Here is a 24416-nt window from a genome sequence, read left to right as displayed (position 1 = left end):
AGATGCCTGTTCCACAACCGGATTGATTTTTTGTGGGGAGTAGGGGTTGGGCTTCTAGCTAGCCCCTAAAAGAATCAATCCTTGGGAACGAAATTAAGAGCAGCAGAATTCATGCAGTAACGCTGACCGGTAGGTTTGGGCCCGTCGTTAAATACGTGACCGAGATGAGCGTCGCAAACAGCGCACAGTACCTCTGTTCGGCGCATGAACAAGGTGTTATCGGACTCACACTTGACATTTTCTTCGCTAACTGGAGCGTAGAAACTCGGCCAACCGGTACCGGAATCGTACTTGGTTTCTGATTTAAATAGCTCAGTGCCGCAACAAATACACTTATAAATTCCGGGTTTTTTGTTGTCGTGATATTCGCCGCTAAAAGCTCTTTCCGTTCCTTTTTTGCGGGTGACTTTAAACTGTTCTGGCGTTAGTTGTTGTTGCCATTCCGCGTCGGTTTTTTTAACTTGTTCAGTCATGATTTGATGTTGGGTTAAGATGTATTTAGCTGTTGAGTGTTGACGGTTAACGGTATATTGCTAGTTAACTCAGGCTTCCATTAATATTAACCTAATTGGCTCGAGATGAACATACCAGGGAAAAGGATTGTCCTTAATAGCTCTCCACTTTTCCTTGAAAACTTCGGCTTGTAAGTGATAATCTTGGGAATCATTGGGAGGCGAGTGCAATTTGAGATATAATGTCACCCGGTGCGGAGTTTCCACAGTCGAGGCGATCCAACAAGCAAAAGTATTTTCACGATCGCACCCGCTGACAAAACTCAGTTGATGAGCCCGAATTCCCACAGAAACTAGAGATTTGGGAATTGGTTCGACTACACTCAGAGTACAGCCCCAGTCGATCGCCTCCACGAGAGTTACGGAGATCGGTTTAGCGGCAGAGAAGTTCTTGCAGCCCGTCAACTGGGCGACGGTGAAGTTGCGGGGGCGATCGAAAATGTTCTGTTTTGTATCAAAGGCGATCGGCTTTCCCTCAGCCAACACCAACAGATTTTTGCACACCCGGTAAACTTCCTCTAAATTGTGACCCACAAACAAAGTAATTCCCCGATAATTAGCCAGAGTCAGCATTAACTCCCGTTCCAGTTGACTCCGCAAGTGAGTATCCAAAGCAGAAAACGGTTCGTCTAACAGTAGCAATTCTGGAGAAGGGGCGATCGCCCTAGCCAAAGCCACCCGCTGCTGTTGGCCCCCCGAAAGTTCGTGCGGGTAGCGATTTTCCATTCCCGACATTTGCACCGAAATTAGTTGTTCTTTTACCCGAAGTTCTTGCTCGCTTTCAGATAAATGCTGCAAACCAAACGCAATATTTTGAGCAACAGTCAGGTGAGGAAATAAAGCATAGTTTTGAAACAAAAAACCGATGCGGCGGTCTTTAGAAGCTACATTAATGCCCTGTGCGGAGTCAAATAAAACCCTGCCATTGACTGCAATTTTACCGCTCATTGGAGTTTCCAAACCAGCGATGCAGCGCAGAGTCATGCTTTTTCCCGAACCCGACGCGCCCAAAATTCCCAGCACTTCCGGGCCGATATCGAAGCCGACATCCAAGGCAAAGCTGGAGAGAGGTTTAAAAATGTTTAAAAAAAGTCCGTTTTTAGGTTGTTGTTGGGATTTTGTGGTAAAAACAGACGCGAATTTAGGAATATTTGATTGCAATCTATAACTCGAATTCGGTTTGGGCGATATCTTTTGTAAATCAGTCCAAAAGTTAACAGCAGTTAGCACGCTCAAAGAAATACTCAGAATAATCAAAACCCAAATAGCAGCTTGCCTCATATCCCCAGCTTCCACAGCAAAATAAATTGCCATCGGGATAGTTTGAGTTTGTCCGGGAATATTCCCCGCTAACATCAACGTCGCGCCGAATTCACCCAAAGCGCGGGCAAATGCGAGAATAGTTCCTGCTAAAATTCCCGGCCATGCTAGCGGCAACATAATCCGCCAAAAAACTTGCCACTCCGATGCTCCCAAAGTGCGGGCTGCATTGAGAAGATTGGCATCAATTTGCTCAAAAGCTCCCAAAGCAGTTTTGTACATGAGGGGAAATGATACAACTGTGGCAGTAATGGCGGCCGCTTGCCAAGTGAAAATTATAGTTAAGTCGAATTGTAGCAAAAATTGCCCGATCGCCCCATTTCTCCCAAACAGCAGCAGCAGCAAAAATCCCACTACTGTCGGCGGCAAAACTAAGGGAGAAATGAAAATCCCTTCAATTAAAGCTTTACCTCTGATGCGAGTTGAAAGCATCCACCGGGCGGCGGCTATTCCCAGGAAAAAGGTAATAAATGTCGCAATAGCGGAGGATTTTAGAGATATCCAGAAGGGAGAAATATCAAATTCCATAAATCCTAGGGACGGGTTTCACCAACAATAATTGCCTCAAACACATAATTTACTAAACCCGCTTCCACCCAAAGATAAATCAAAATGTATAATTTGGGGATTCGCTCCTAGGGGCGGGTTTTACCAACAATCTTCGGCTAATACAAATAATCCCGTAAACCCGCCCCCACTTGGGCGGCAAATCGAAATGTACCTCTTTGAATACACAAGGTTATCTGTTGTGTGAGGGCGGGTTTATATAGATTGTTGGCGGGAATTAGATATTGTTGGTGAACCCGCCCCTACAAAATTTGGTTGTATCTCACATCTTGCACCATTCTCAAGAACAGGCTTTCCGGCCTGTTCCACAAAGAGTGAATTTTCTTGTGGAACAGGCCGGAAAGCCTGTTGCTAAACAAGTAATTGAGAATAGTGCAACATCTCAGTTGTATGAGACTAATTGGCGAGCCATCCCAAATCCGTATTTCTGAAATACTATTTTAGCCCGATCGCCCCCCAAAAAGTCAACAAACCTTTTCGCAGCAGCCGGATTGCGGCTGTTTCTGATAACTGCCAGCGGATAAACAATGGGCGAATGCAAATTTTCGGCAGCCGTTAGCAGCACAGTTACTTTGTCGGAGGCTGTGGCGTCAGTCGCATAAACTATACCAGCATCAACGTTACCGCTTTCGACGAATGTCAGCACTTGGCGGACGTTATTTCCTAGCACTAATTTTGGCTGTATTTGCCCCCACAATCCAAGTTTATTTAACATTTCCTGAGCGTATTGTCCGACAGGTACGCTCTTGGCTTCGCCGATCGCAATTTTCTTGATTCTGGCATCTGTCAACTGTTTGAAATCGCTCAAAGCAACACCGTTTTTGGGAGTAATCAAAACCAGGCGATTTGTCAGCAAATTGCGGCGCGTGTCGTTAATTAGCAGGTTAGATTGCTGCAAAGCATCCATTGGGTTGGTGGCGGCGCTGAAAAATACATCTATCGGTGCTCCCTGCTGAATTTGCTGTTCTAGAGCACCGGAAGCACCAAAATTATAAGTAATAGTAAAATTCGGATTACTGCTTTGATAAACAGTTTTGATTTCCCCTAAAGCTTTCGAGAGACTGATAGCAGCGGATACGTTTAAGGAGGTGCGCTGCAACGTATCGACTGAGGAAAAGTTCTTAAATAAGTTCCAACTAATCAGCAGTGCTAGCAGGAAGGCGACTGCGAAAATTAAGTTGGGAATACGTCTACTTTTTAAGTTCACAGACAATTGTTTTGAATCTTTTTACTCCTTACCAGGCTCTGCCTAGTAAAGCAGATTCGGAGGCTGTATCTCCAATTTTCATCCAGTCTTTGACGAGGCAGAGCCTCTGGAGATAGGTTCCCAGGCACAGCCAGGGAACCAGTTAATAATTAGTGCGGGAACGTTAATTTTAAATCTGCCTACGATCGCCATTTGACGGAACAGCCTATTGCCTCTGTAGTTGAAGGCTCAACGGGTTGACTGTTGAGCAATTGGTCGATCGCACTCCGCAGATAAGAAACCTGCACCGCCGCCGGATCGTCAGCGTTGTCGTCAATTAAACCTTTATAGCGCAGTTTGCCGTCTTGGTCTAACAAAAAAACCTCCGGGGTTTTAGAAGCCCCAAAACTTTCAGCCACATCTTGAGCAACATCTCGGATATACGGGAAGTTGAGTTGATTGTTGGTGGCAAAAATTTTCATATTCTCAAAACTGTCGTCGGGATACTGGTTTGCATCATTAGCATTAATCCCGATTAAAGTAACATCTCGATCTTGAAAATCTGCTTGAAGTTCTTTCATGCGATTGAGATACAACTGCACGTAAGGGCAATGATTGCACATAAATATCACCGCGATCGCCCGAAATTTTTCTAAATATCGAGCTAAATGGTGAACTTCGTCGTCAACTCCCGGCAGTTCAAAATCGGGAGCGTAGCCGTTAATGGGAGTACCCGTTGTATCCATTAGTAAACTCATGTTTTCAGGAGGTGAAGAGGAGTATTTGCCAGCATGAAAGATGAAACTGTCAGCACGAATAAAATTGGCTGTTGTTTGGCTTTAGCTTAATTCTAGCCTTGCCAACAGCCTATTGTGATTCGTGCTTCGCGATTTATTCCTCGTCTGGCTTTAGCCAACCTTGAGCCAGAGCTTGGTATCCAATAAGTTTGTATGCTAATTTGGCGGCGGTAAATTCTGAGACTACAGAATCTACAATAGGTGCTAATTCCATAATGTCACACCCGATTACTTCGTAGGACTCGAAGACGCGGCGCAAAAATCCGGTGAGGGAATACCAATTTAACCCGCCCGGTTCCGGTGTTCCCACCCCTGGAATTAAAGTCGGATCGATGCCGTCTAAGTCGATCGTCAAAAATACTCGCTTAGTTGTTATGCTGGCAATTGCGCGATCGGCCCAATCCGGTTGAGTAGCAATTTCTCTGGCTCGAATCACGTTTAGCTGTTTGGCTTTAATCAAGTCGGCTTCTTCCTTGCAGATAGCGCGAATCCCGATTTGCAGTGTCGGTAAGCCCATATCGACAACACGTCGCATCACGCAGGCGTGGTTGTGAATCGAGCCTTCGTATTCGTGTCGCAAGTCGCCGTGGGCGTCAATTTGCACGACTGTGAAAGGTTCATCCGGGTATGCTTGGCGATAACCTTCGACAACGCCGGCAGTGATGCTGTGTTCGCCTCCGAGGGAGATGACAAATTTATTTTCGGTAACTAGCTGGTAGACTGCTGCTTGGGTTACTTGCAGCATTTCTGAGGATGAAACTGGTTGTCTGTTGCGGGTATCGGCGATCGGCTCTTTTGTATAAATTCCGACATCGTAGCAAACTTCGGCATCCAATTCTTCGTCGTAGCACTCGAGTTGATGAGAAGCTTCTAGAAGTTTGGCGGGCCCGTTTTCGCACCCCCGGCGGTAAGTGGTGGTAGCTTCGTAGGGAATTGGTAAGATTACTACTTTGGCGGTGTCGTAGTCGGGTACAATTTCAGACCCCAGAAATGGTACGACTGCTGTGGAAACGATCGTTGGCATAAGGGAAATTTTAATACAGCAAAGAAGTCAGCAGGTTTAATCGTGACATACTATCGGCTCTAACTGCAAAGTAGTCATTAGTCATTAGTCATTAGTCATTAGTCATTAGTCAGCAGTCAGCAGCTAACAATGCCCCATGCCCTATGCCCCATGCCCAATCTAAAATCTAAAATCTAAAATCTAAAATCGCATGACATCTTCTACTCCCGCTTCGTCAACACTTATTTCGCCTCAAACTTGGCTGTGGAAAGGCTTTCCGATTTGCTACCAGGCTGCGGGTTCCCAGGGGCCTGCGGTGGTGTTTGTCCACGGTTTTGGTGCGTCTTGGGGCCACTGGCGCAAGAATTTGCCGGCGCTGGCTGCTGATTGCCGCTGTTATGCGATCGACCTCATCGGTTTTGGCGGTTCTGCTAAACCCGCGCCCAAGCTTGAGATTGACTATACTTTTGAAACTTGGGGTCAGCTAATTGCTGATTTTTGTCGGGAAGTTGCGGGCGGGCCGGCTTTTTTGGTGGGAAATTCGATCGGCTGTGTGGCAATTATGCAAGCGGCTGTTGATTTTCCCGATATTGCTTCTGGCGTAATTTTACTCAATTGTTCCCTACGCTTGCTGCACGATCGCAAACGCGCCGAAATGCCTTGGTATCGCAGTTTTGGAGCGCCAATTGCACAAAAAGTTTTAAATGTCAAGTGGATAAGTCAATTATTTTTTAAACAATTAGCAACGCCAAAAACAGTAAAAAAAGTGCTTTTGCAAGCTTATCACCGTCCTGAAGCTGTCAGCGACGAACTGGTAAATATGCTGCTGGAACCTGCTAAAGACAGCGGCGCAGTTGAAGTATTTGTGGCCTTTATCAGTTATTCTCAAGGCCCGCTACCGGAGGATTTGTTGCCGCGTTTGAGCTGTCCGGCTTTGATTTTGTGGGGTACGGATGACCCTTGGGAGCCGATCGCCTTGGGGCGAGAATTGGCAAAGTTTCCGGCTGTTGAAAAGTTTATTCCTTTGGAGGGAGTGGGCCATTGTCCCCAGGATGAAGCGCCGGAATTGGTCAATCCTATTTTACTCGATTGGATTAAAGAGCGATCGAGATTTGCCGACAATCCTCCCCTTTAATCAACAAAGGAAGAGGCACTTTAGCTAAGCGATCGGGTTAACTTAGAATTGAGAGTTTTTAGGAGTTGAAGTGGGAGCTATATTTGCGCGATCGCGCCATAGCACCAACGGAATGCTTAACGTTCCTAAAATCATTACAACTCCAGTTAGAATCCAAACTAGCACACGATTTGGGCGATAATCACCTCGCTCAATTTGCCAGAATACTCGATTATAACGCCATGCTGCTAAGGCAATGACCGCAATCCCAAAAACGACCAGACTCAGCCCTAAAGTTTCGGAGTTGAAGAAGGGAGGGGAGGAAACTTCTTGCTGAGTCACTGTAGCTTGAAATTGACGGAGAAATAAACTGAACCGACTGATTGCAAACCCAAAACCAACTAAAGCCAGTGAAGTTCGTAACCATGCCAGAAAGGTGCGTTCATTTGCCTGATGTTCTCGCTGTCGGTCTATTTTATCACCCTTGTTCATCAACCCTACCTTGATAAAATATCTTAAGCTTTCCCTCGTTGATTATTGTTTCACTTGTGACTGCGGAGGGAAGTATCGGTATTGCGATCGTGATTCATCATCACCCAAAAATATACTATCAGTAAATAGACAAAAAAGCGATCGCCTCCATCTCTACCAACAGAAAATAAGAGGACACAGCAATGCTGTGTCCCTACAAATACCCCAGTTAAAATCCAGTTTAAAAAGACTTAGGCACACTGCCGGACTGAGCCTTTTTCTCCAACCAATCCTGACCCAATCTGATTGTGACATCCGAATTCAAAGAACCGGTACTCTCAACCAACACATCTCCAAAACCCAAAAACTGGCGAATCGCTTGAGCACCTTTAATATCGCCCTGTTGAGCTACTAGAGTAGTTACCTCCAGCGGTTCGGGCCAAGCTTTATAAACCTGAACATTCCGATAACCGGCTTGAGTCAAATTATTGACAAAATCTTCAACAGCCGATGGATCTCCGGTACTATCTTGAATCGCCACCTTCAGAAAAGTCGAATCAGCATTCTCAATTGTCCAAGTATTTTGGCCGAAGTCAAAATGTTCCGCCACCATAGTTTCGATGGCATATTGGTCGGGCAACCAAAAACTTGCTTTGTAGTCCTTAGAATCGCTAAATTTGCCGGGAACCATCAACATCTGCACGCCAGCGCGATCGGTTTGAGTAGCAAAACCAGCCAAAGCTACCAATTCTTCTATACTCAAATTCGTGTCAAGGTGAGACTGAATCACCGATAAAATCTTCGGTAGTCGAGACAGCAAACCTACATTTACTTCCTGTTCCACAAAAGCCCGCATCAACAATTGTTGGCGCTGCACCCGCCCGATGTCGCCCAAATCGTCGTGCCGATAAAGCAAATATTGCACGATTTGTTCGCCGTTGAGTTTCTGCTTGCCAGCCTTTAAATCTATATATAAATGCTGACTGTGATCGGTATATTTCATGTCTTTAGGGACATTAATAGTAATGCCACCCAGGGCATCGACCAAACTTTTTATGCCATGAATATTAACTGTGACGTAGCGGTCAATTCCCACACCGCCCAGGAGTCCGCTGACTGCCTTCGCTGACGAAGCCGGGCCACCGTGGTAATTAGCTTCGTTGATTTTCACCTCGCCCCTGCCTTCAACATAGGTGCGGGTGTCTCGCGGAATGGAAAGCACGCTTAACTTTTTATTTTGAGGGTCAAACCTCACCAACAGCATGGTATCGGTTAAGCCCTTAAATGAGTTTTCCCAAACCTCGTGTCCGACATCTTTGTTGACACTTCCTTCGATGTCAGAGGTCAGAACTTTAAGCCCTAAAACTAAAATATTAACTGGCCGAGTCAGCTCCGGCATCTTCATGTTGAGCTTTGCCATGTCGCCTTGAGAAAATACGGCTGCTTCTTCAGGGCTCAACTTTTGTTGCTGAAGCGGCGTTGTAGAAAGGGAGACGGCTAGCAATGCTCCGGCTGTGGCTGAGAGCATGGCTACTCCAGCCAAACCAAAACCAAAACCCAGCCAGCGGCCTCGATGGGGCTGGGAAGCTTTTTTGGTTGCAGGTTGAGCAGTTGATTGTTGGATAGGGTCTTGATTAGGAATTTTTTGAGCTGGCACTGGCTTCCTCACACACAACAAAAATAAAAAAGATAATGGCAATATGTAGTATCAAGCTGAAGACGCACTCAATCAATAGGGTAGGGGCTTAAAAAAACCCTAAATTATGATAAATGTTTGCCTACTACTTGCTCGGCTAAGCGACTAATTCCAGGCAACCATAGCGGTTGACGCTTCCAGAGGCGAACCATCAGTCCCAGAGCAACGATGAAATAGCTGGTTGTTAGCAGGCTACTCATTAATAACATGGGAAGTGTCGGAGATTCCGCAGAAATCGCTCCAGCTTCTAAAAGAATATGTCCTAAGAGCCAACTAAAAGCAAGGGCAATTGCCAAGCGGCTGACGGCTTTGCGTTCGGGACTACCCTGACGGCGGTAAAGAGTCCACAGGGCGGGGAAAAAGCCGATGACTGGGATCATTAATACAAACAGACTGGCACGATCGAGTTCAGGATTTTCTAAGGGATCTGTATTTTTCATAAAAAAACTCGGTAAGTGGGAAACTCAGCGACTTCAGTCCTGAGAGGAAAACGACTCGGCGATTTCAATCGCCTTGAATCTTTCCCCTGTCGGGTTGGAGGGGTATGGTTGCCCCTCCGATGAGGTATGGTTGCCTCAGTCTCCCTTGCGGGGTAATGTTCGTGCAGACCTGGTTATAAAGGCTTGTTAGACCTGCGACACTGTTTCAGTGACTTTAAAACTGTTTAATCGCAGGTGACAGAGCGGAAAACTGGCGTCGCATTCGCCGGTGTCGTGACCTAAATAACGTCTCCTCTTGCGAGGGGTCTGGTCAGCATAGCTTGCTCGATTTCTCCTACAAGCTCAGTGGCTTTAGCCCTGAGTTACTGACAATTCGGTACTCAAAATTTGCAGAAGGTGAGATTTTGCACACAAGTTATTTGTTAGAGGGAAAATTTATATCCTAAACCAAAATTCCGAGAGCAGGGCTGGGGATATCGCCAAAATTGTCTGTCACAGGCCAAATTTTTCTGCCCTCCCAATCTCGCGACCGATCGTTGGCAACTTTTCGACCCGGAGACCCGTATTTTGATAAACTGGATACAGCACAGCAGTCAGGAGAACAGACTTAGCCATGACCCAATCCCAAAAACCCATCGTTATTGCTCCATCCATATTATCAGCCGATTTTAGCCGTCTTGGAGAAGAGATTCAGGCTGTCGATCGAGCTGGGGCTGACTGGATTCACGTAGATGTGATGGACGGTCGCTTTGTTCCTAATATTACTATCGGGCCGCTGATTGTTGAGGCAATTCGCCCTGTTACTACCAAGGTAATCGATGTCCACTTGATGATTGTGGAGCCGGAGAAGTACGTCGAGGACTTCGCTAAGGCTGGTGCTGACATTATTTCGGTTCACGCGGAACACAATGCTTCGCCTCACTTGCACCGCACCCTCGGCCAAATTCGGGAATTGGGGAAAATGGCTGGTGTGGTTCTGAATCCTTCGACGCCTTTGGAGTTGATCGAGTACGTGCTGGAACTTTGCGATTTGGTGCTGATTATGAGCGTCAATCCGGGCTTCGGCGGTCAAAGTTTTATCCCGGCTGTTTTGCCGAAAATTCGCCAGTTGCGTAAAATGTGCGACGACAAGGGCCTCGATCCTTGGATTGAGGTAGATGGCGGTTTGAAGGGGAACAATACTTGGCAGGTTCTGGAAGCGGGCGCAAATGCGATCGTTGCTGGTTCTGCTGTGTTTAAGGCGAATGATTACGCAGCGGCGATCGAGGGTATCCGCCACAGCAAGCGCCCGACTCCTGAGTTGGCTGCGGTTTAATCAAAGATTTTTCGAGTTTTTCGGGTTTTTCTCGTTCCCAGCCTGCTTTGGCTGGGAACGCATTTTTATACTCGGTTTCCAAGAGTCAGGAATTACTTATTTCGAGACAGAGGCGAGAATGCTTTCCATCTCAGAAAGCTCGACCGCCCCGGAGAAAGTTTCGCCGTTCATAATAAAAAACGGAGTGCCTTCAATGCCTAGTTGTTGAGCAAGTTGCACGTCTTTGGCAATGGCGGCTTCTGCAGCGGGGCTGTTGCGATCGGTGTTGAATTTATCTAATTTTAGATTGAGCTTTTGGGCGATCGATGGGTACAATGGATCGCCTAAATCTTTCTGCCCTTCAAACAAAGCGCTGTAATATTCCCAGAATTTGCCCTGCTGCCCCGCCGCCCAAGCTGCTTTAGCTGCCGGTAGCGCTTGAGGGTGAATAGAAGTTAAGGGAAAATGCTTGTAAGCTAAAGTAACTTTGTCCTGGTGTTTTGCCATAAACTGCTTGACAGTATCGTGAGCGCGCGCGCAAAACGGACATTGAAAGTCAGAGAATTCTAAAAGTACAATTTGCTGGGAAGGTGAGCCCGTAGTGGGAGAATCCCCGATCGCCGATTTGGGATTAGTTTTCATCTCCTGCAAAAATGATTCCTGCGCTGCTTTGAGAGACTGCTGCTGCTGTTGCTGGTACGCTTGTACAGACTCTAAAATTACTTGCGGGTTTTCGCGGATCACCTGCAAGACTTGCTCTTTGAACTTGGGATCGACTGAATTGCCAGCCGTTGACTGTGCGGGGGAACAACCGATAAATACCAGGCAACCTGCGAGGATTGCAGCCAAGCAGAAGGCTTGCTGGCTGCGGAGTTTTCGCCAAATAGTGGATATGTTCATCTTTTTTTTCTGATTCACGACAACACTTAATCCTACATTTAATTTTGCGGAGTGTCAGGTATACCGCTGTTGACTGCGGTGCAGTTATTTTTAGCTTTAAGCAATAATTAGTAATTCGTAATCAGTAATTGGCAAGTTTTTTTACTTACCGGAACCGCTAGGAACCCCATAATTAAGATTTAAACAATCGGGATTTAGTATTATAATCTTATGTTTCCTCGAACGACCGCCATCAAAGATGTTTGTACTGAGGACTAAATTTTGAGTGAGTTTTATGATGACTAAAATCCTCCATAAAAACGCGATCGCGGTTATTTTACTACCGGACTAGATATAACATCTAGTCCGATCGATTGACCCTAATATCCCGGCCGGGCGGGTTTTTGAGATTGTCAATTATTGGCAGATATGGTTCGTGAACCCGCCCCTACCTGATTTCGGGTAAAGCGAAGCGGAGGGAATTGACCGGACGAGATATAAAATATAAAAGGACGATCGCCCAGGCGATCGTCCTTTTATTTGCGGCAGGTATTATCAGTTTTTAGGCTTGTCTGAATCCAAGATTATTTGCGGTTGTTGAGCCATTTAGCAGCAACTATTCCCAAAATACCTGCAACAACTGGATTTCCCAAAAACTTCATCAAACTTGGCTGTTCGGCCAGCACTTCTTGGAAAATATCCGGGTGATTGTGATAGGTAAACGAGGCCAACTTGGTAACATCGTCAGCATTCATGCGGCTGGCGTGGTGGGTAGAAAGTCCTAGCTGCTTTTCCAATTTGCGATCGTCCAATCCTCTCTTGCCCAAATGCTTGAAGAATTCCCGCGCTACATCGTCGCGTTCATTTGGCTTAATTTGGGCGATCGCCTTTTGCAATTCCGGTTCCAACTGAGCCGGCGGGAGCGAGTCGTGATTCAGGGAACGCCCGAATAATTGTTTGCGCTGAGCCGGCGAAGTTCTCTGAGCAAAATCGTCAAAGTTTTCGTAATCTTCACCCGTTGTCTCCGGCATCATTTCTCGATCGCCCTGGGCTAAATCGTTCATGATTTGACGCTTGTAATTATCGCTGCTACTCATGGTAACTCTCTTCCAATCTACACAACATTTCAGTCTTAAATTGAGATGGCTTCGCAATCAAAAAACTGCCGAATATTAAACCGCCTCGCGGCTATCATTTAAGCTTGCTAACTCGGTCAAGACTTGTATTCAATTTGATTTGATTGCTGGTCGTACTTAGCAGTCAAAATCAGTTTTTTGTCAGGAGCGTAAACCAAAACACTTACATCTTGATTTGGAAAATTGCGGTGAAAACCTTGTGCTAAAGATTTGGCCAAATCTTTCACTTCAGTCGGGCGGACTTGCGGAGTAATTACAACTCCCAACTTGTTATTGTCGCGCACGTAAGCATCCTGAACAAGACCCTGAGCCGTCTTTGTTACCCATTTACCAAAATCTTGACCTGCGGCGGTATTGCCACGTTCTAGTTGCGCGTAATAACCCTGACTGCCACCAATTGCTACAGGTACATCACTCGGTTTTTGGGCTGAAACGCTGGGCGCGCACGCAGTCGTAATAGCCAGCATTAATACCAAGAGTACGCCCGCAATTATTTTGCGACTCTGCTGCAATAAACTCACCTTTTTTCCTCCCTTCTGAAAACAACTTGAATACTTGAAAGGGTCAGGTTGCTCGACCCTCTCAATTAGTATTAGGCTTAGTCTAGTTTCTTTTTGAGCTCATCTTTTACATCTTCGATGGCGTGACCAGCTTCAGCTTTTGCCTGCTTGGCTTTGCCTTCTGCTTTATCCTTCGGGTCGCCAGTAATATTACCTAGGGCTTCTTGAGCTTTGCCTGCGATGTTGTTGCCAGTTGCCTCTGCTCTATCTTTAGTGGTCATGGGTTTCTCCCTATCTGTATTTAATTTGACATTTTTTACTTAAACTCATCATAGGTAACTATGAGCTGCGTTGCACTCTACCTCTAGGAAGAAAGAATGAATAACAAATGGAATAGGGAATAGGGAATAGGGAATGTGGAAAAATTATTTTAAAATTTTAGACGGACTGCCACTTTCATACTTGCCGCATTTTTTTTACCGCTTCTACTGGCTGCAATTAAGTATTTATTTTTGTAAAAAAATGCTGGATGGTCGCCCGTGCGTCCAAGAGTATTTTTTTAAACCCAAAAGAATTTATAATTTTAAAATTATCTTTAATTCTGCCTTAAAAAGGCGGGTGTCGGCAAGACTGTATCTTACCCACACCCGAAAAAATTCCGTATTAGTAGTTTTAATCTACCTTGTGATGACATTCTTCATCAATTTTGTGCTGAAGTTCTTCTTTAAACTGTTCGACAGCGTGCATAGTTTGAGCATCTTCTTTTTTTTGCTGGCCGAGGGCTTTTTCTGTTTCCTCGCCGAGCAAGGTTTCCTTTGATTTTGGTAGCGTGACTTGATTTTCGCTGCCAGTGTGGGTCGCGTTTTCTTGACTATTCATTAGTTTTTCCCCTATTGTTTGCAAAATTTATTTTTAACAAGGGTACTTAGAAGTTAACCTTATATTTATCATAAGGGAAATCACGAGGGCTTCCCTCTGTCTGAAGGGAGATAGGGGCTGGTGAAGAGTTTTGAGTTTTATAGTTAAGATAAATTACGGAAAATTGCATTAGCCCGAAAGGAGATAGGGGAAGGGGAATAGTGCGTGAGATTGCTTGGTGAGTAGCAAGGCGCGGGCTGTGAATGAGTTGGGGAACGGCGAGGAGGGGGGAGAATTGTTCTGCAGCGCGCGCGATGGCATTAAGTGTCGAATGTTGTTGTATGAGGCTCTTTGGACATCGGTAAAAGATGAAGAGAGAAATGGGAGGCTGTTTAGTCCAGACTTAGGTCTATGCTGAGAGTTTGACAGTTAAAATCAACAGGGTGCAGCAATTTCCACGTTTGGTGGCGATCGGGTTAAATAATCTGCTAAACAAGATTTAGCCTCAAGGCTAACTTCGTGCAGGATCGAACTAAAATTTCTGTTATTAGTAAAAATTATCTAAAACCCTATGGGAGCAAGGAGCAGTAACCCCCTCGCAGCAGCAGGCTCGACTCGTGAGCCGATCAAAATAGGCGTTTTGCATTCGCTGACGGGCACGATGTCCATCAGCGAAATTTCTGTTAAAGATGCGACGCTGTTGGCTGTTGAGGAAATTAATGCGGCGGGAGGGGTGCTCGGACGCCCCTTGGAAGCGGTTATAGAGGATGGAGCCAGCGATTTGCAAACTTTTGCTCAAAAAGCTAAGCAATTGCTCCTAGAAGCGCAGGTGGCGGTGGTATTTGGCTGTTGGACTTCGGCGAGCCGCAAAGCTGTACAGCCGGTTTTTGAACACGGCAGCGGTTTGCTGTTCTATCCGGTGCAGTATGAAGGGCTAGAAAAGTGTCCGAATATTTTCTACACTGGTGCTGCCCCAAACCAACAGATTGTGCCTGGGGTGAATTACTTGCTGGCACAGGGGAAGCGGAAAATTTTCCTGTTGGGTTCGGATTATATCTTTCCCCGCACGGCAAATCGGATTGTGAAAGTTCAACTGGCGGCACTGGGGGGAGAGTTGGCGGGGGAAGTGTATCTGCCGCTGGGTTCGAGGGAAGTGGGCGAGGCGATCGCACATATCTTAGCAGTGAAACCGGATGCGATTCTCAACACTCTCAACGGGGACAGCAATGTGGCTTTTTTCCAAAAGTTGCGGGAAGCTGGCGTGAAACCCGATGATTTGCCGGTGATGTCGGTTAGCGTAGCAGAAGAGGAAGTGCGGGCGATCGGGCCGTCCAATATTGCTGGACATTTGGTGGTTTGGAACTATTTTCAAACGGTGGATACACCGGAAAATCGTAAATTTGTCAAGGCTTATAAAGCCCGATACGGGGAAAATCGAGTCACGGATGACCCGATCGAAGCAGCTTATTTGGGCGTTTACCTGTGGAAGCAAGCAGTAGAAAAAGCTGGTTCGACAAATGTGGTTAAAGTCAGGGCGGCTGCTAAAAATATTGAGTTTGCAGCGCCTTCGGGGAAGGTAAAAATAGATGCCCAAACTCAGCATATTTGGAAAACAGTGCGGATTGGCAAGGTGAGGCTGGACGGTCAAATTGAGGAGATTTGGAATTCCGGCGCACCGGTTCGGCCCGATCCTTTTCTCAAGGGCTATCCTTGGGCGGCGGCACTTGCTACGAGGGGGATTTCTCTGGGAACTCGGGCGTCTTTGAGCGGGCTGTTTGTCATCTTGGTACTGATAACTTGGATGGCGGTGGGAGTCGGGTGGATGGGTTCTGTGGAGATGAAGAACTATTTGCTGGCAATAGAGGCGGCCTCAGCTCCTGCGGGGGTTTCTGAGGCCGCAATGGCGGTGTTGGTGCAGCAAACTCTGTTTGTGGCGAGCCGCACTCAGCACTGGCTGATGGGGGCTTTGGCTTTGAGTTTGATCGCGGGAATAGGGGGTTTTGTGTCGGTGTCGGCAATTATTCGGAATCTCGGCTTGCTGCGGGAAACTGCCGAACAGATGGCTAGCGGTGATTTGACGGCTCGATCGCCGGTGGTTTCTAATGACGCGATCGGGGTGCTATCTTCTACTCTCAATACAATGGCTCAGCAAATTAGCAGTTTGCTCAACGGTTTGGAGGTGCGGCAGCAGCAGCTAGAGGAACGATCGGAGGAATTGGAAGTCGCTAAGAATGCTGCGGAAGCTGCCAACCGGGCAAAAAGCACTTTTTTGGCAAATATGACTCACGAGTTGCGGACGCCCTTGAATGCGATTATCGGCTACAGCGAGCTGCTGCAAGAAGAGGCTCTGGAACTCGGCGAAGAAGAGTTTGTGATGGATTTGGCAAGCATTAATATGGCTGGCAAGCAGTTACTCTACATTATTAGTGACATCCTGGATATTTCTAAAATTGAAGCAGGAAAGATGACTCTTTTCTTGGAGACTTTTGAGGTGTGGGATTTGATCGAGCAAGTTGTCACTACTGTTCAACCGACGCTAGGGAAAAATGGCAATACTTTGATCGTCAATTGCGATCGCAATATTGGCACGATCTACTCGGATTCGTCGAAGCTGCGACAAGCGCTGTTGAATTTGGTGAGCAATGCTGCTAAGTTTACCGATCGAGGCAAAATTACGATTAATGTTTGGAAGGAAGAAGGGGAGGTTTTGTCGGTCGGCAATTCCGAAGAACTCTCGGCAGATCCTTCTCGGTGTCAACAGCCGTCGATCGTGTTTCAAGTCACCGATAGTGGCATCGGCATGACTGAGGATCAGGTGTCGAGGCTGTTCGGAGCTTTCGCTCAAGCGGACGATTCTACTACCCGCAAATACGGTGGCACCGGTTTGGGGCTGACAATTAGCCGGAAGTTTTGCCAGATGATGGGCGGAGACATTACCGTTGAGAGTGAGTTTGGCTGCGGTTCTAGTTTTACGATCCGGTTGCCGATTGCGGTTAAAAACCCAAAAGAAGCGCAGGAAGATCGAGAAATTGAAGAAATGCAGCCGAAGTATGGCGAGGAGTTGGAAACGAGTGTAGCGGCGACTGAAGCGAAGCAAAAAGAAGTGCGATCGCAACCGCTGGATCTGCCCGATGCTGCTACGGTGCTGGTGATTGATGACGATCCAGATGCGCGGGATTTGATGACTCGCTGCTTGTCGAAACAGGGCTTTCGGGTGCGATCGTCGGCTAGCGGTGAAGGGGGGCTGCTGTTGGCGAAGGAGTTGCTGCCCGACGCGATTATTCTGGACGTGATGATGCCAAGTATGGACGGCTGGGCGGTGCTGTCTGCGCTGAAAGCCGATCGAGATTTGGTTGATATTCCAGTGATTATGATAACTTTTTTGGACGACCAAAATCAGGGTTTGGAATTTGGAGCGGCGGAGTATGTGAGGAAGCCTGTGGATTACAAGCGCTTTGCTGCTTTATTGAGTAAATATCAGGGTATCGGGAAGTAGTTAGTTGACTGTTGACTGTTGACTGTAATTATTACTGTTCTGGACGCCACAAATTGTTAGATCCGCTATTGATAAGGGTAAGGTGCGTCGCCCGGAAAAATCTGCAAGTTTCATTTCTCATCTGAGGGCGACGCACCCTACAGATTAGCATTTCACTTCAAGAGAAAACCGCTATACATCCCTCTCGATTACCAATTACCAGACGTACTTCATTAAACCCAGAAGTGCTATGGTTATTGCTTATTAGTAGCAGGTAACCAATAAGAAATAACAACAGTCAACTGACAACTGACAACTGACAACGGTCAACTAACAATTGACTAATTAATCTAAGAAGCCCATTAATGTCGAGCTATCGTCAATTTCGTTTGAGGCAATAGGGCGGTTTCCTCCCATTGTGGAGTAAACTTCATCAATGTGAAGAGTGCTGATTGCAATAGGGCGAGCACCGGACATACTGAACATTTCACTGACTTGCATGGCGCTGGAACCGATCGGGCGATTGCCGAGTGTAGCAACCACTTCAAAGTCGCTGGATTCGATCGGGCGATTGCCTACAATGCCGTAGGTTTCGCTGATATGCAGGGTGCTAGTGCCGATCGGGCGGTTCCCCGATATCGAGACGGTCTCGCTGATGGTAAAATCGTCGGGGCCGACGGGGCGGTTGTCATGCATGAGTTGCGGCCGATAAAGTTGAATTCCTGTTGCTTTGGCATCCGTGGGTTCTGTCGGTTGGCTTTTGGAACTGCCTTTGCCGCGGCGGGCGAGTGCTTTGCCTTTGCCTGTACCTGTGCTCCTCGTATCCATAATTCTTTTCCTCGCTTATTACTGTTGATTGCTGGGTTCGGACAACTGCTTTTGTGGGCTTTCTGCTTTCTATTTGGGCCGATGATTAAAATAATATTACCAAAAACTTGGGTTTAAAGCCCCGTCCTTATAGGACGGCTTTGTGTTAGACTTTTAACGTAGCGAGTTCTCACGTAAAATGTTCGTTTTAGAATTCAAGGCTAAAGGCAAACCAAATCAGTACGCAGCAATAGACGAGGCAATCAGAACTGCTCAATTCGTTCGGAACAAGTGCATCCGATTTTGGATAGACAACCGAGGAGTAGGGCAAAAAGACTTGTATCGGCACATCACTGCGCTCAGAGAAGAGTTTGCCTTTGTCAAAGATTTGAATTCTAGTGCTTGCCAAGCTTCTGTGGAAAGGGCTTATTCTGCGATTGCTCGGTTCTACGACAACTGCAAGAAAGCCGTTCCCGGAAAGAAATGCTATCCGACTTTCAAGAAAAACAGTCGGTCTGTTGAGTACAAAGTCAGCGGTTGGAAACTTTCAGAAACTCGGAAGCAAATCACATTCACTGACAAAAAGGGAATTGGCAAGCTCAAACTAAAAGGGACGTGGGATCTTAACTTCTACCAAATCGATCAGATCAAGCGAGTTCGCTTAATATGTCGCGCTGACGGCTACTACGTTCAGTTGGCAATCAGTGCTGATCGCAATGTAGATACAACGCCAGCAGGTAAAACAGTTGGATTGGACGTGGGCTTGAAAGAGTTTTATACAGACTCCGACGGTCACACTGAACCAAATCCCAAGTTTTACCGAACAAGCGAGAAACGGTTGAAGTTTCGACAGCGACGTGTCTCTCGCACAAAGAAAGGCTCTGCCAACCGAAAGAAAGCAATTAATCGATTAGGGCGAGCACACCTCAAAATAAGTAGGCAACGTGAAGAACACGCTAAGAGACTGGCGCGTTACGTAATCCAATCTAACGATTTGGTCGCCTACGAAGATTTGAGGATTAAGAATCTTGCAAAGAATCACTGTCTGGCTAAATCGATTAACGATGCTGGTTGGTATCAATTCAGGAAGTGGTTGGAATATTTTGGCGTAAAGTTTGGCAGGGTAACGGTTGCTGTCAATCCTGCTTATACTTCGCAAAAATGTTCTAACTGCGGTGCAATCGTCAAAAAATCCCTATCCGTAAGAACCCACGTTTGTGAATGTGGATTTGTTATGGATAGGGATTGGAACGCCGCGATTAACATTCTGAAATTAGCCTTGAGTACGGTAGGGCATACCGGAACTTGGGTCAAAGACCCGAACGCTTTGGGAGATTCGACCTCTACTTTGGCTGGAGAAATCCAGTCGCAAGCAAGTTGAGTCTGTGAACAAAGAATCCCCTCGCCTTGATAGCTGGGGAGTGTCAAAAAGTCTAACTATTTTCTTAGAGAAATTGCAGAATCTCTGCATTTTTGTTAAGATTTATGGGTAATAGCTACATTTTCCTATGGTAACTGCGGCAGCATCTTTTCAATTGCAAGCGCCCTTCCAGCCCACAGGCGACCAACCGCTAGCGATCGAGCAACTTGTCAAAGGCATCGAAGCGGGCGATCGATTTCAAACCTTACTCGGTGCCACAGGTACGGGCAAAACCTTCTCCATTGCCTCGGTGATTGAAAAAGTCGGCAGACCCACCTTAGTCCTAGCACACAACAAAACCCTGGCTGCTCAACTGTGCAACGAACTGCGAAATTTTTTCCCGAACAATGCAGTCGAATACTTTGTCAGTTATTACGACTACTACCAACCTGAAGCATACATTGCCGTCACCGATACTTTCATTGAGAAAACGGCCGCAATTAATGACGAGATCGATATGTTGCGACACTCAGCCACGCGATCGCTCTTTGAACGCCGCGACGTGATTGTAGTTGCTTCAATTAGCTGCATCTACGGTTTGGGAATGCCCGCAGAATACCTGAAAGCTGCTATTCCTTTGCGAGTAGGAATGGAAGTCAACCAGCGGCAAGTTTTGCGCGATTTAGTTAACGTCCAATACAGCCGCAACGATATAGATTTAGGCAGAGGGAAATTTCGCGTTAAAGGCGATGTTTTGGAAATCGGCCCTGCTTACGAAGATAGAATTATTCGCGTTGAATTCTTCGGCGACGAAATCGATGCCATTCGCTACGTTGACCCCGTAACAGGTAAAATCCTGCAAAGTTCAACGGCTTTAAATATCTATCCAGCGCGCCACTTTGTCACGGCGGAAGATAAATTAGAGGCAGCTTGCCAAGGAATAGAACTCGAATTAGAAGACCGACTGGCAGAATTTGAAAAAGAGGGTAAACTATTAGAAGCTCAGCGGTTGGAACAGCGCACTCGCTACGATTTGGAAATGCTGCGCGAGGTAGGTTACTGCAACGGAGTCGAGAATTATTCGCGGCATTTAGCAGGGAGAAATGCCGGGGAACCGCCGGAATGTTTGATTGATTATTTCCCGAAAGATTGGATGTTGGTGATAGATGAATCTCACGTCACAGTGCCGCAAATTCGGGGGATGTACAACGGCGACCAAGCGCGGAAAAAAGTATTGATAGAACACGGTTTTCGCTTGCCCAGCGCTGCCGATAACCGCCCTTTAAAAGCAGAGGAATTCTGGGCAAAAGAGAATCAGTGCATCTTTGTTTCTGCTACGCCTGGGGATTGGGAAATGGAAATATCTGAAGGCAGAGTTGCAGAGCAAGTAATTCGCCCTACCGGAGTAATAGATCCGACTATTTTCGTGCGCCCGACGGAAGGACAAATTGATGATTTGTTGGGGGAAATTAAGGAGAGAGTAAGTCGGGACGAGCGAGTTTTGGTGACGACTTTAACCAAGCGGATGGCGGAAGATTTAACGGAATATTTGCAGGAAAGGGCTATTAAAGTCCGGTATTTGCACTCGGAAATCCAGTCGATTCAACGCATCGAAATTATCCAAGATTTACAGGATGGTAAGTTTGATGTATTGATTGGTGTTAACTTGCTGCGGGAAGGTTTGGATTTGCCGGAAGTTTCGCTGGTGGTAATTTTGGATGCGGATAAAGAGGGGTTTTTGCGATCGGGACGTTCGTTGATTCAAACGATTGGAAGGGCGGCGCGGCACGTTCAGGGACAGGCTATTTTATACGCGGATAATTTGACTGACAGTATGGTTAAGGCGATCGACGAAACGGATCGACGCCGGGGGATTCAGCTAGCGTACAATAAGATGCACGGGATTACGCCGCAGCCGATCGCGAAAAAGCGATCGAGTAATGCGATTTTGGCATTTTTGGATGTGTCGCGCAAGCTGAATTCTCAGCAGTTGGAGGAGGTTTACGAACAGGTAAACGAGTTATCTTTGGATGAGATTCCTCAGTTAATCGGGCGGTTGGAAGCGCAGATGAAGGCGGCGGCTAAGAAGTTGGAGTTTGAGGAGGCGGGTAAATTGCGCGATCGGATCAAGCATTTGCGGGATAAGCTATTGGGACATTAAGGAAGAGTGGGAGGATATGATGTTCGATCGCATTACCTTCGATCCAAAAATTATGGGAGGAAGAGCTTGCATTCGAGGAATGCGAATTACTGTTTCTTTGGTAGTGAGTTTAGTAGCAAATGGGATGAGTGTAGAGGAAATTTTGGCAGCTTATCCTTATTTGGAAGCTGAGGATATTAAAGCTACCCTCCAGTATCAACTCTCAACCTCAATGCTATGAATGCACCCACTCGTTTAGAGTTTCCCATTGCTAAGGCGCAATATCTCTTCAGCAGGGCCACGGAAGCAGGAGTAGGCGGAGATAAGCAGAAATTCTGGCGGGAGGTGATGGGGTTTGAGTCACCGGAGGCGATTCGAGACGCAATTATAGCCCAAATCTCGCTAGAATTGTTACAGCCAGCCGGACAGAATGACTATGGAGAACGCTACCAAGCTATTATTTTAGTTACAGGGCGATCGGAAGTATCTTGGCAAATCCGTACAGGTTGGATTGTTTTATTTGGTGAAGATATTGCTAGATTTGTTACCGCATTTCCTCAACGCTTTGGGAGACAGGAATGAGCAAATTTCAGTTATTGGATGCAGTGACTTTAACCGAAGCAGTCGCCCTCGCTGATGGCGAGATTGCACCGCCACAAACAGCCGGGACAATTGTTGAGGTTTTAAAGAACGGTGAAGCTTATTTAGTAGAATTATTTGGCGGATGGGTTAAAGCAGAAGTTGGCGGGGATTTTGTGCCTGCAACTCAGGATGAACCGGGCGCATTTATGGAAACGATTGGTGTTGAAACAGTTTATCCGCATCAGTTGCAATTAATAAAATCTGCCGACGAAATGATGGGGATTCGAGAGCATTTACTGTCGGTTTTAAATAATTTACCTGACGAGTTAGTGGCTGAAGTCTGCGACTTTGCGGAGTTTTTGCAGGAAAAACAGCAAAAAGTGCGATCGTATTAAGCATTGAGGTGAAGTGCGATCGCCTTTTACCATTGTCTTATTTTTTGGATGGGAAGGGCGATCGCGACACAGCAGATGCAGCGATCGCATTCTTGAGCAAGATTAGATTATTAAATTTCTTAATGTCGTGTCCTATTTGGTCTAGAGCTTATTACTTTTGTGACCATTGCATTTAAAGCAGAGAAGTTGTAGATTATTCCAACTGGTTAATCCCCCTTTACTAAAAGGGTGAATATGATCGGCTTTAAGTTCTTTAAAACCTTTGGGGCCTCGAAACACTCTTGTGCAGAGAGGGCAAACATAACCTTTTAACTCGTTACTAAAGTGTAACCTAAAGTAAGCTTCTTTCCAGGATATAGGAAAGGCTCTGCTTCTAGGGTCGCATGACTGTAGCCCTGCTGGAAGATCAAACAGCATTTAATATTTATTACTTCATCAAAACTTCAAAATGGTTCTTGCTATTTCAGCAGCAGCATCACACTGTTCTTTTTGTCCTCTTTTCCCACCCCAACTTCCTTTAGCTTCAGGATATCCATCATCATGTGCTAGTATTTTTTTCCCTGTTTCTCTGGGTTTACGGATAAAGTTGTTAATTAAATTCCATTGTCTATCTGACACTTTGACTGGACTTATCTTTAATTCGACCGCTCCTGCAATAAATAAAGCAATCTGTTTATATTTGTCCACCCCTACACCAGCCATTGCTCTACCTAAGATAATTTCCATCCACTCAGCAAATTTTTGAAAATAATCAACACTTATAAGGTCTAAATTGGCAATTATGTTCGTTTGCAACTTTCCTTCAAATTCTTGATATTGAAGCTGATTGCAATAAATATCTAACGCATTCTCTGTCTGCCCTCCAAATAGCAATTTTAAATGTGAACCTCTTTTTAAAAGATTGTCAAGTGAAAGACGTTCAAGACAGACTAAATACCATAAGAACATCAAAGAAGGGGTTTGCCCTTTTGCCTTTTCTTTTCCTTCCCACCATTGATACCACATATCTTTCGCATCAGGATACTTATCCCAAGGATTTGAAAGCCCTTTATTTTGAGCTAACTCAAGCATCCGCTGTGATGGCTTCTTAATAGTCTCAATCTCCTCATTATCCTCCAATACTGTTTCATCTATTTCATTAGGGTCATCATGTATTCCGACTAAACGAATAAAAGTAACAGCTTTAGACTGGCTATAATATGCCAAGCGAATATCTTGACCAGAAAGAGGAGTTCCTCCCTCATTGATTCTTCGGAATATTTCCAGTTTTGTCTGTAAAGGTATACTTTTAGGAATATAAATTATTGTTAGTGGATAAGTATTAAATAGAGTTTTTAATTTTTGACTTAATTGGCTAAACTTCTTTCCAGCATATAAAGCAGATAAAGGAGCTAAATATTCGATTGATGAATTATTGCTAATCGTGAATTTATCATCGGCAAATTGCCAAATGGTGTTCAGCCTTTGTTGCCCATCGATAACCTCGTTATTTCCCTCTTCATCTTCACCAAAAAAGAAAGCAGGAATCGTTAAATTATTCAAAAGAGACTCGATAAATAAAGATTTCTTTCGAGAGTCCCATTGCTCCGCATCTCTCTGATAGTCTGGGATGTATACTAGCCCATTTTTTAATCCTAAAACAACGGTTTGTATGCTTTCACTTTGGGTTCTTGTCTTATCTTGTACCAGGGGGGAAAATATTTTTTCACTCATAGAGTTACAAATCCCTAAATTAGTCATTGTTTCCCAGAATTATCTCGCTTTTGCTCACTTAATGTATAAAAATGTAATAAATTGTAACACCTAAGAGGTAGAGCGATGGCTACCGTCTTAACTCATGTACTCGTTGCCACTCTTGGGCTGTAACGCCGATCGCCCGCCCAA

Annotated in this window: 24 protein-coding genes; 8 read left to right on the top strand and 16 right to left on the bottom strand. The window is 45.8% G+C overall.

Going from position 1 to position 24416, the window contains the following annotated elements:
* Positions 1 to 74: 74 nt before the first annotated feature.
* From msrB to speB, 5 genes are all read right to left on the bottom strand, one after another.
* Entirely contained in the window at positions 75 to 473 is a 399-nt protein-coding gene (msrB, locus tag QT973_RS12510; RefSeq protein ID WP_333056536.1) for a peptide-methionine (R)-S-oxide reductase MsrB, read from the bottom strand.
* 69 nt (positions 474 to 542) lie between these two features.
* The gene (modB, locus tag QT973_RS12505) at positions 543 to 2360 is read right to left on the bottom strand and encodes a molybdate ABC transporter permease subunit (RefSeq protein WP_333391432.1); all 1818 of its coding nucleotides are present in this window, start codon (positions 2358 to 2360) and stop codon (positions 543 to 545) included.
* A gap of 421 nt (positions 2361 to 2781) precedes the next feature.
* Positions 2782 to 3606 carry a molybdate ABC transporter substrate-binding protein gene (gene modA, locus QT973_RS12500; protein ID WP_333056534.1) on the bottom strand — a complete coding sequence of 275 codons (825 nt, stop codon included), beginning with the start codon at positions 3604 to 3606 and terminating at the stop codon, positions 2782 to 2784.
* Positions 3607 to 3785: 179 nt separating this feature from the next.
* A complete protein-coding gene (locus QT973_RS12495) occupies positions 3786 to 4343 on the bottom strand; it encodes a thioredoxin family protein (RefSeq protein ID WP_333056533.1) in 558 nt (185 codons plus the stop codon).
* A gap of 133 nt (positions 4344 to 4476) precedes the next feature.
* The gene (speB, locus tag QT973_RS12490) at positions 4477 to 5406 is read right to left on the bottom strand and encodes an agmatinase (RefSeq protein WP_333206464.1); all 930 of its coding nucleotides are present in this window, start codon (positions 5404 to 5406) and stop codon (positions 4477 to 4479) included.
* Positions 5407 to 5596: 190 nt separating this feature from the next.
* Between speB and QT973_RS12485 the strand changes: the two genes are divergently transcribed.
* On the top strand, positions 5597 to 6520 hold the full coding sequence (locus QT973_RS12485) for an alpha/beta fold hydrolase (RefSeq protein ID WP_333056531.1): 924 nt from the start codon (positions 5597 to 5599) through the stop codon (positions 6518 to 6520).
* Positions 6521 to 6562: 42 nt separating this feature from the next.
* Here QT973_RS12485 and QT973_RS12480 read toward each other — a convergent pair whose 3' ends face one another.
* From QT973_RS12480 to QT973_RS12470, 3 genes are all read right to left on the bottom strand, one after another.
* Entirely contained in the window at positions 6563 to 6991 is a 429-nt protein-coding gene (locus QT973_RS12480) for a DUF202 domain-containing protein (protein WP_333209163.1), read from the bottom strand.
* A gap of 220 nt (positions 6992 to 7211) precedes the next feature.
* Entirely contained in the window at positions 7212 to 8627 is a 1416-nt protein-coding gene (locus QT973_RS12475) for an LCP family protein (protein ID WP_333056529.1), read from the bottom strand.
* Between the two features lie 104 nt (positions 8628 to 8731).
* Positions 8732 to 9106 carry a hypothetical protein gene (locus QT973_RS12470; RefSeq protein ID WP_333269899.1) on the bottom strand — a complete coding sequence of 125 codons (375 nt, stop codon included), beginning with the start codon at positions 9104 to 9106 and terminating at the stop codon, positions 8732 to 8734.
* Positions 9107 to 9719: 613 nt separating this feature from the next.
* Here QT973_RS12470 and rpe point away from each other — a divergent pair.
* On the top strand, positions 9720 to 10421 hold the full coding sequence (gene rpe / locus QT973_RS12465; RefSeq protein WP_006632078.1) for a ribulose-phosphate 3-epimerase: 702 nt from the start codon (positions 9720 to 9722) through the stop codon (positions 10419 to 10421).
* Positions 10422 to 10517: 96 nt separating this feature from the next.
* Here rpe and QT973_RS12460 read toward each other — a convergent pair whose 3' ends face one another.
* The 5 genes from QT973_RS12460 to QT973_RS12440 all read right to left on the bottom strand — a co-directional run bounded on the left by QT973_RS12460 (position 10518) and on the right by QT973_RS12440 (position 13794).
* On the bottom strand, positions 10518 to 11300 hold the full coding sequence (locus QT973_RS12460; RefSeq protein ID WP_333209168.1) for a DsbA family protein: 783 nt from the start codon (positions 11298 to 11300) through the stop codon (positions 10518 to 10520).
* 563 nt (positions 11301 to 11863) lie between these two features.
* Entirely contained in the window at positions 11864 to 12376 is a 513-nt protein-coding gene (locus tag QT973_RS12455) for a hypothetical protein (RefSeq protein ID WP_333237131.1), read from the bottom strand.
* A gap of 116 nt (positions 12377 to 12492) precedes the next feature.
* Entirely contained in the window at positions 12493 to 12936 is a 444-nt protein-coding gene (locus tag QT973_RS12450; protein WP_333056525.1) for a hypothetical protein, read from the bottom strand.
* A gap of 77 nt (positions 12937 to 13013) precedes the next feature.
* The gene (locus QT973_RS12445; protein ID WP_333056523.1) at positions 13014 to 13196 is read right to left on the bottom strand and encodes a CsbD family protein; all 183 of its coding nucleotides are present in this window, start codon (positions 13194 to 13196) and stop codon (positions 13014 to 13016) included.
* 391 nt (positions 13197 to 13587) lie between these two features.
* Complete coding sequence (locus QT973_RS12440) at positions 13588 to 13794, bottom strand: hypothetical protein (protein ID WP_333056522.1); 207 nt, start codon at positions 13792 to 13794, stop codon at positions 13588 to 13590.
* 550 nt (positions 13795 to 14344) lie between these two features.
* Here QT973_RS12440 and urtA point away from each other — a divergent pair.
* A complete protein-coding gene (urtA, locus tag QT973_RS12435) occupies positions 14345 to 17269 on the top strand; it encodes an urea ABC transporter substrate-binding protein (protein WP_333056521.1) in 2925 nt (974 codons plus the stop codon).
* A 324-nt stretch (positions 17270 to 17593) separates the two neighbouring features.
* Here the strand turns inward: urtA and QT973_RS12430 are convergent, their stop codons facing one another.
* A complete protein-coding gene (locus QT973_RS12430) occupies positions 17594 to 18076 on the bottom strand; it encodes a hypothetical protein (protein ID WP_333056520.1) in 483 nt (160 codons plus the stop codon).
* A 178-nt stretch (positions 18077 to 18254) separates the two neighbouring features.
* Here QT973_RS12430 and QT973_RS12425 point away from each other — a divergent pair, with 178 nt between their 5' ends.
* From QT973_RS12425 to QT973_RS12405, 5 genes are all read left to right on the top strand, one after another.
* Complete coding sequence (locus tag QT973_RS12425; RefSeq protein WP_445243084.1) at positions 18255 to 19436, top strand: RNA-guided endonuclease InsQ/TnpB family protein; 1182 nt, start codon at positions 18255 to 18257, stop codon at positions 19434 to 19436.
* A 127-nt stretch (positions 19437 to 19563) separates the two neighbouring features.
* Positions 19564 to 21576, top strand: a complete 2013-nt coding sequence (gene uvrB / locus QT973_RS12420; RefSeq protein WP_333391429.1) for an excinuclease ABC subunit UvrB — start codon at positions 19564 to 19566, stop codon at positions 21574 to 21576.
* A gap of 16 nt (positions 21577 to 21592) precedes the next feature.
* Positions 21593 to 21796: a DUF433 domain-containing protein gene (locus tag QT973_RS12415; protein ID WP_333209175.1), complete on the top strand. Its 204-nt coding sequence runs from the start codon at positions 21593 to 21595 to the stop codon at positions 21794 to 21796.
* A complete protein-coding gene (locus QT973_RS12410) occupies positions 21793 to 22137 on the top strand; it encodes a DUF6883 domain-containing protein (RefSeq protein WP_333209177.1) in 345 nt (114 codons plus the stop codon). The genes QT973_RS12415 and QT973_RS12410 overlap by 4 nt, the downstream gene beginning before the upstream one ends.
* Positions 22134 to 22532 carry a DUF2281 domain-containing protein gene (locus QT973_RS12405; RefSeq protein WP_333391427.1) on the top strand — a complete coding sequence of 133 codons (399 nt, stop codon included), beginning with the start codon at positions 22134 to 22136 and terminating at the stop codon, positions 22530 to 22532. The genes QT973_RS12410 and QT973_RS12405 overlap by 4 nt, the downstream gene beginning before the upstream one ends.
* 141 nt (positions 22533 to 22673) lie before the next feature.
* Here the strand turns inward: QT973_RS12405 and QT973_RS27040 are convergent, their stop codons facing one another.
* A complete protein-coding gene (locus tag QT973_RS27040) occupies positions 22674 to 22949 on the bottom strand; it encodes an HNH endonuclease (RefSeq protein WP_445305693.1) in 276 nt (91 codons plus the stop codon).
* 18 nt (positions 22950 to 22967) lie between these two features.
* The gene (locus tag QT973_RS12400; RefSeq protein WP_333391425.1) at positions 22968 to 24272 is read right to left on the bottom strand and encodes a DUF262 domain-containing protein; all 1305 of its coding nucleotides are present in this window, start codon (positions 24270 to 24272) and stop codon (positions 22968 to 22970) included.
* Positions 24273 to 24416: the final 144 nt, after the last annotated feature.

It is taken from the genome of Microcoleus sp. Z1_A1 (assembly GCF_036700305.1).
GTDB lineage: Bacteria > Cyanobacteriota > Cyanobacteriia > Cyanobacteriales > Microcoleaceae > Microcoleus.
Note: the sequence above shows the minus strand (reverse complement) of the source record. Positions and strands in the feature narration are given on the sequence as shown.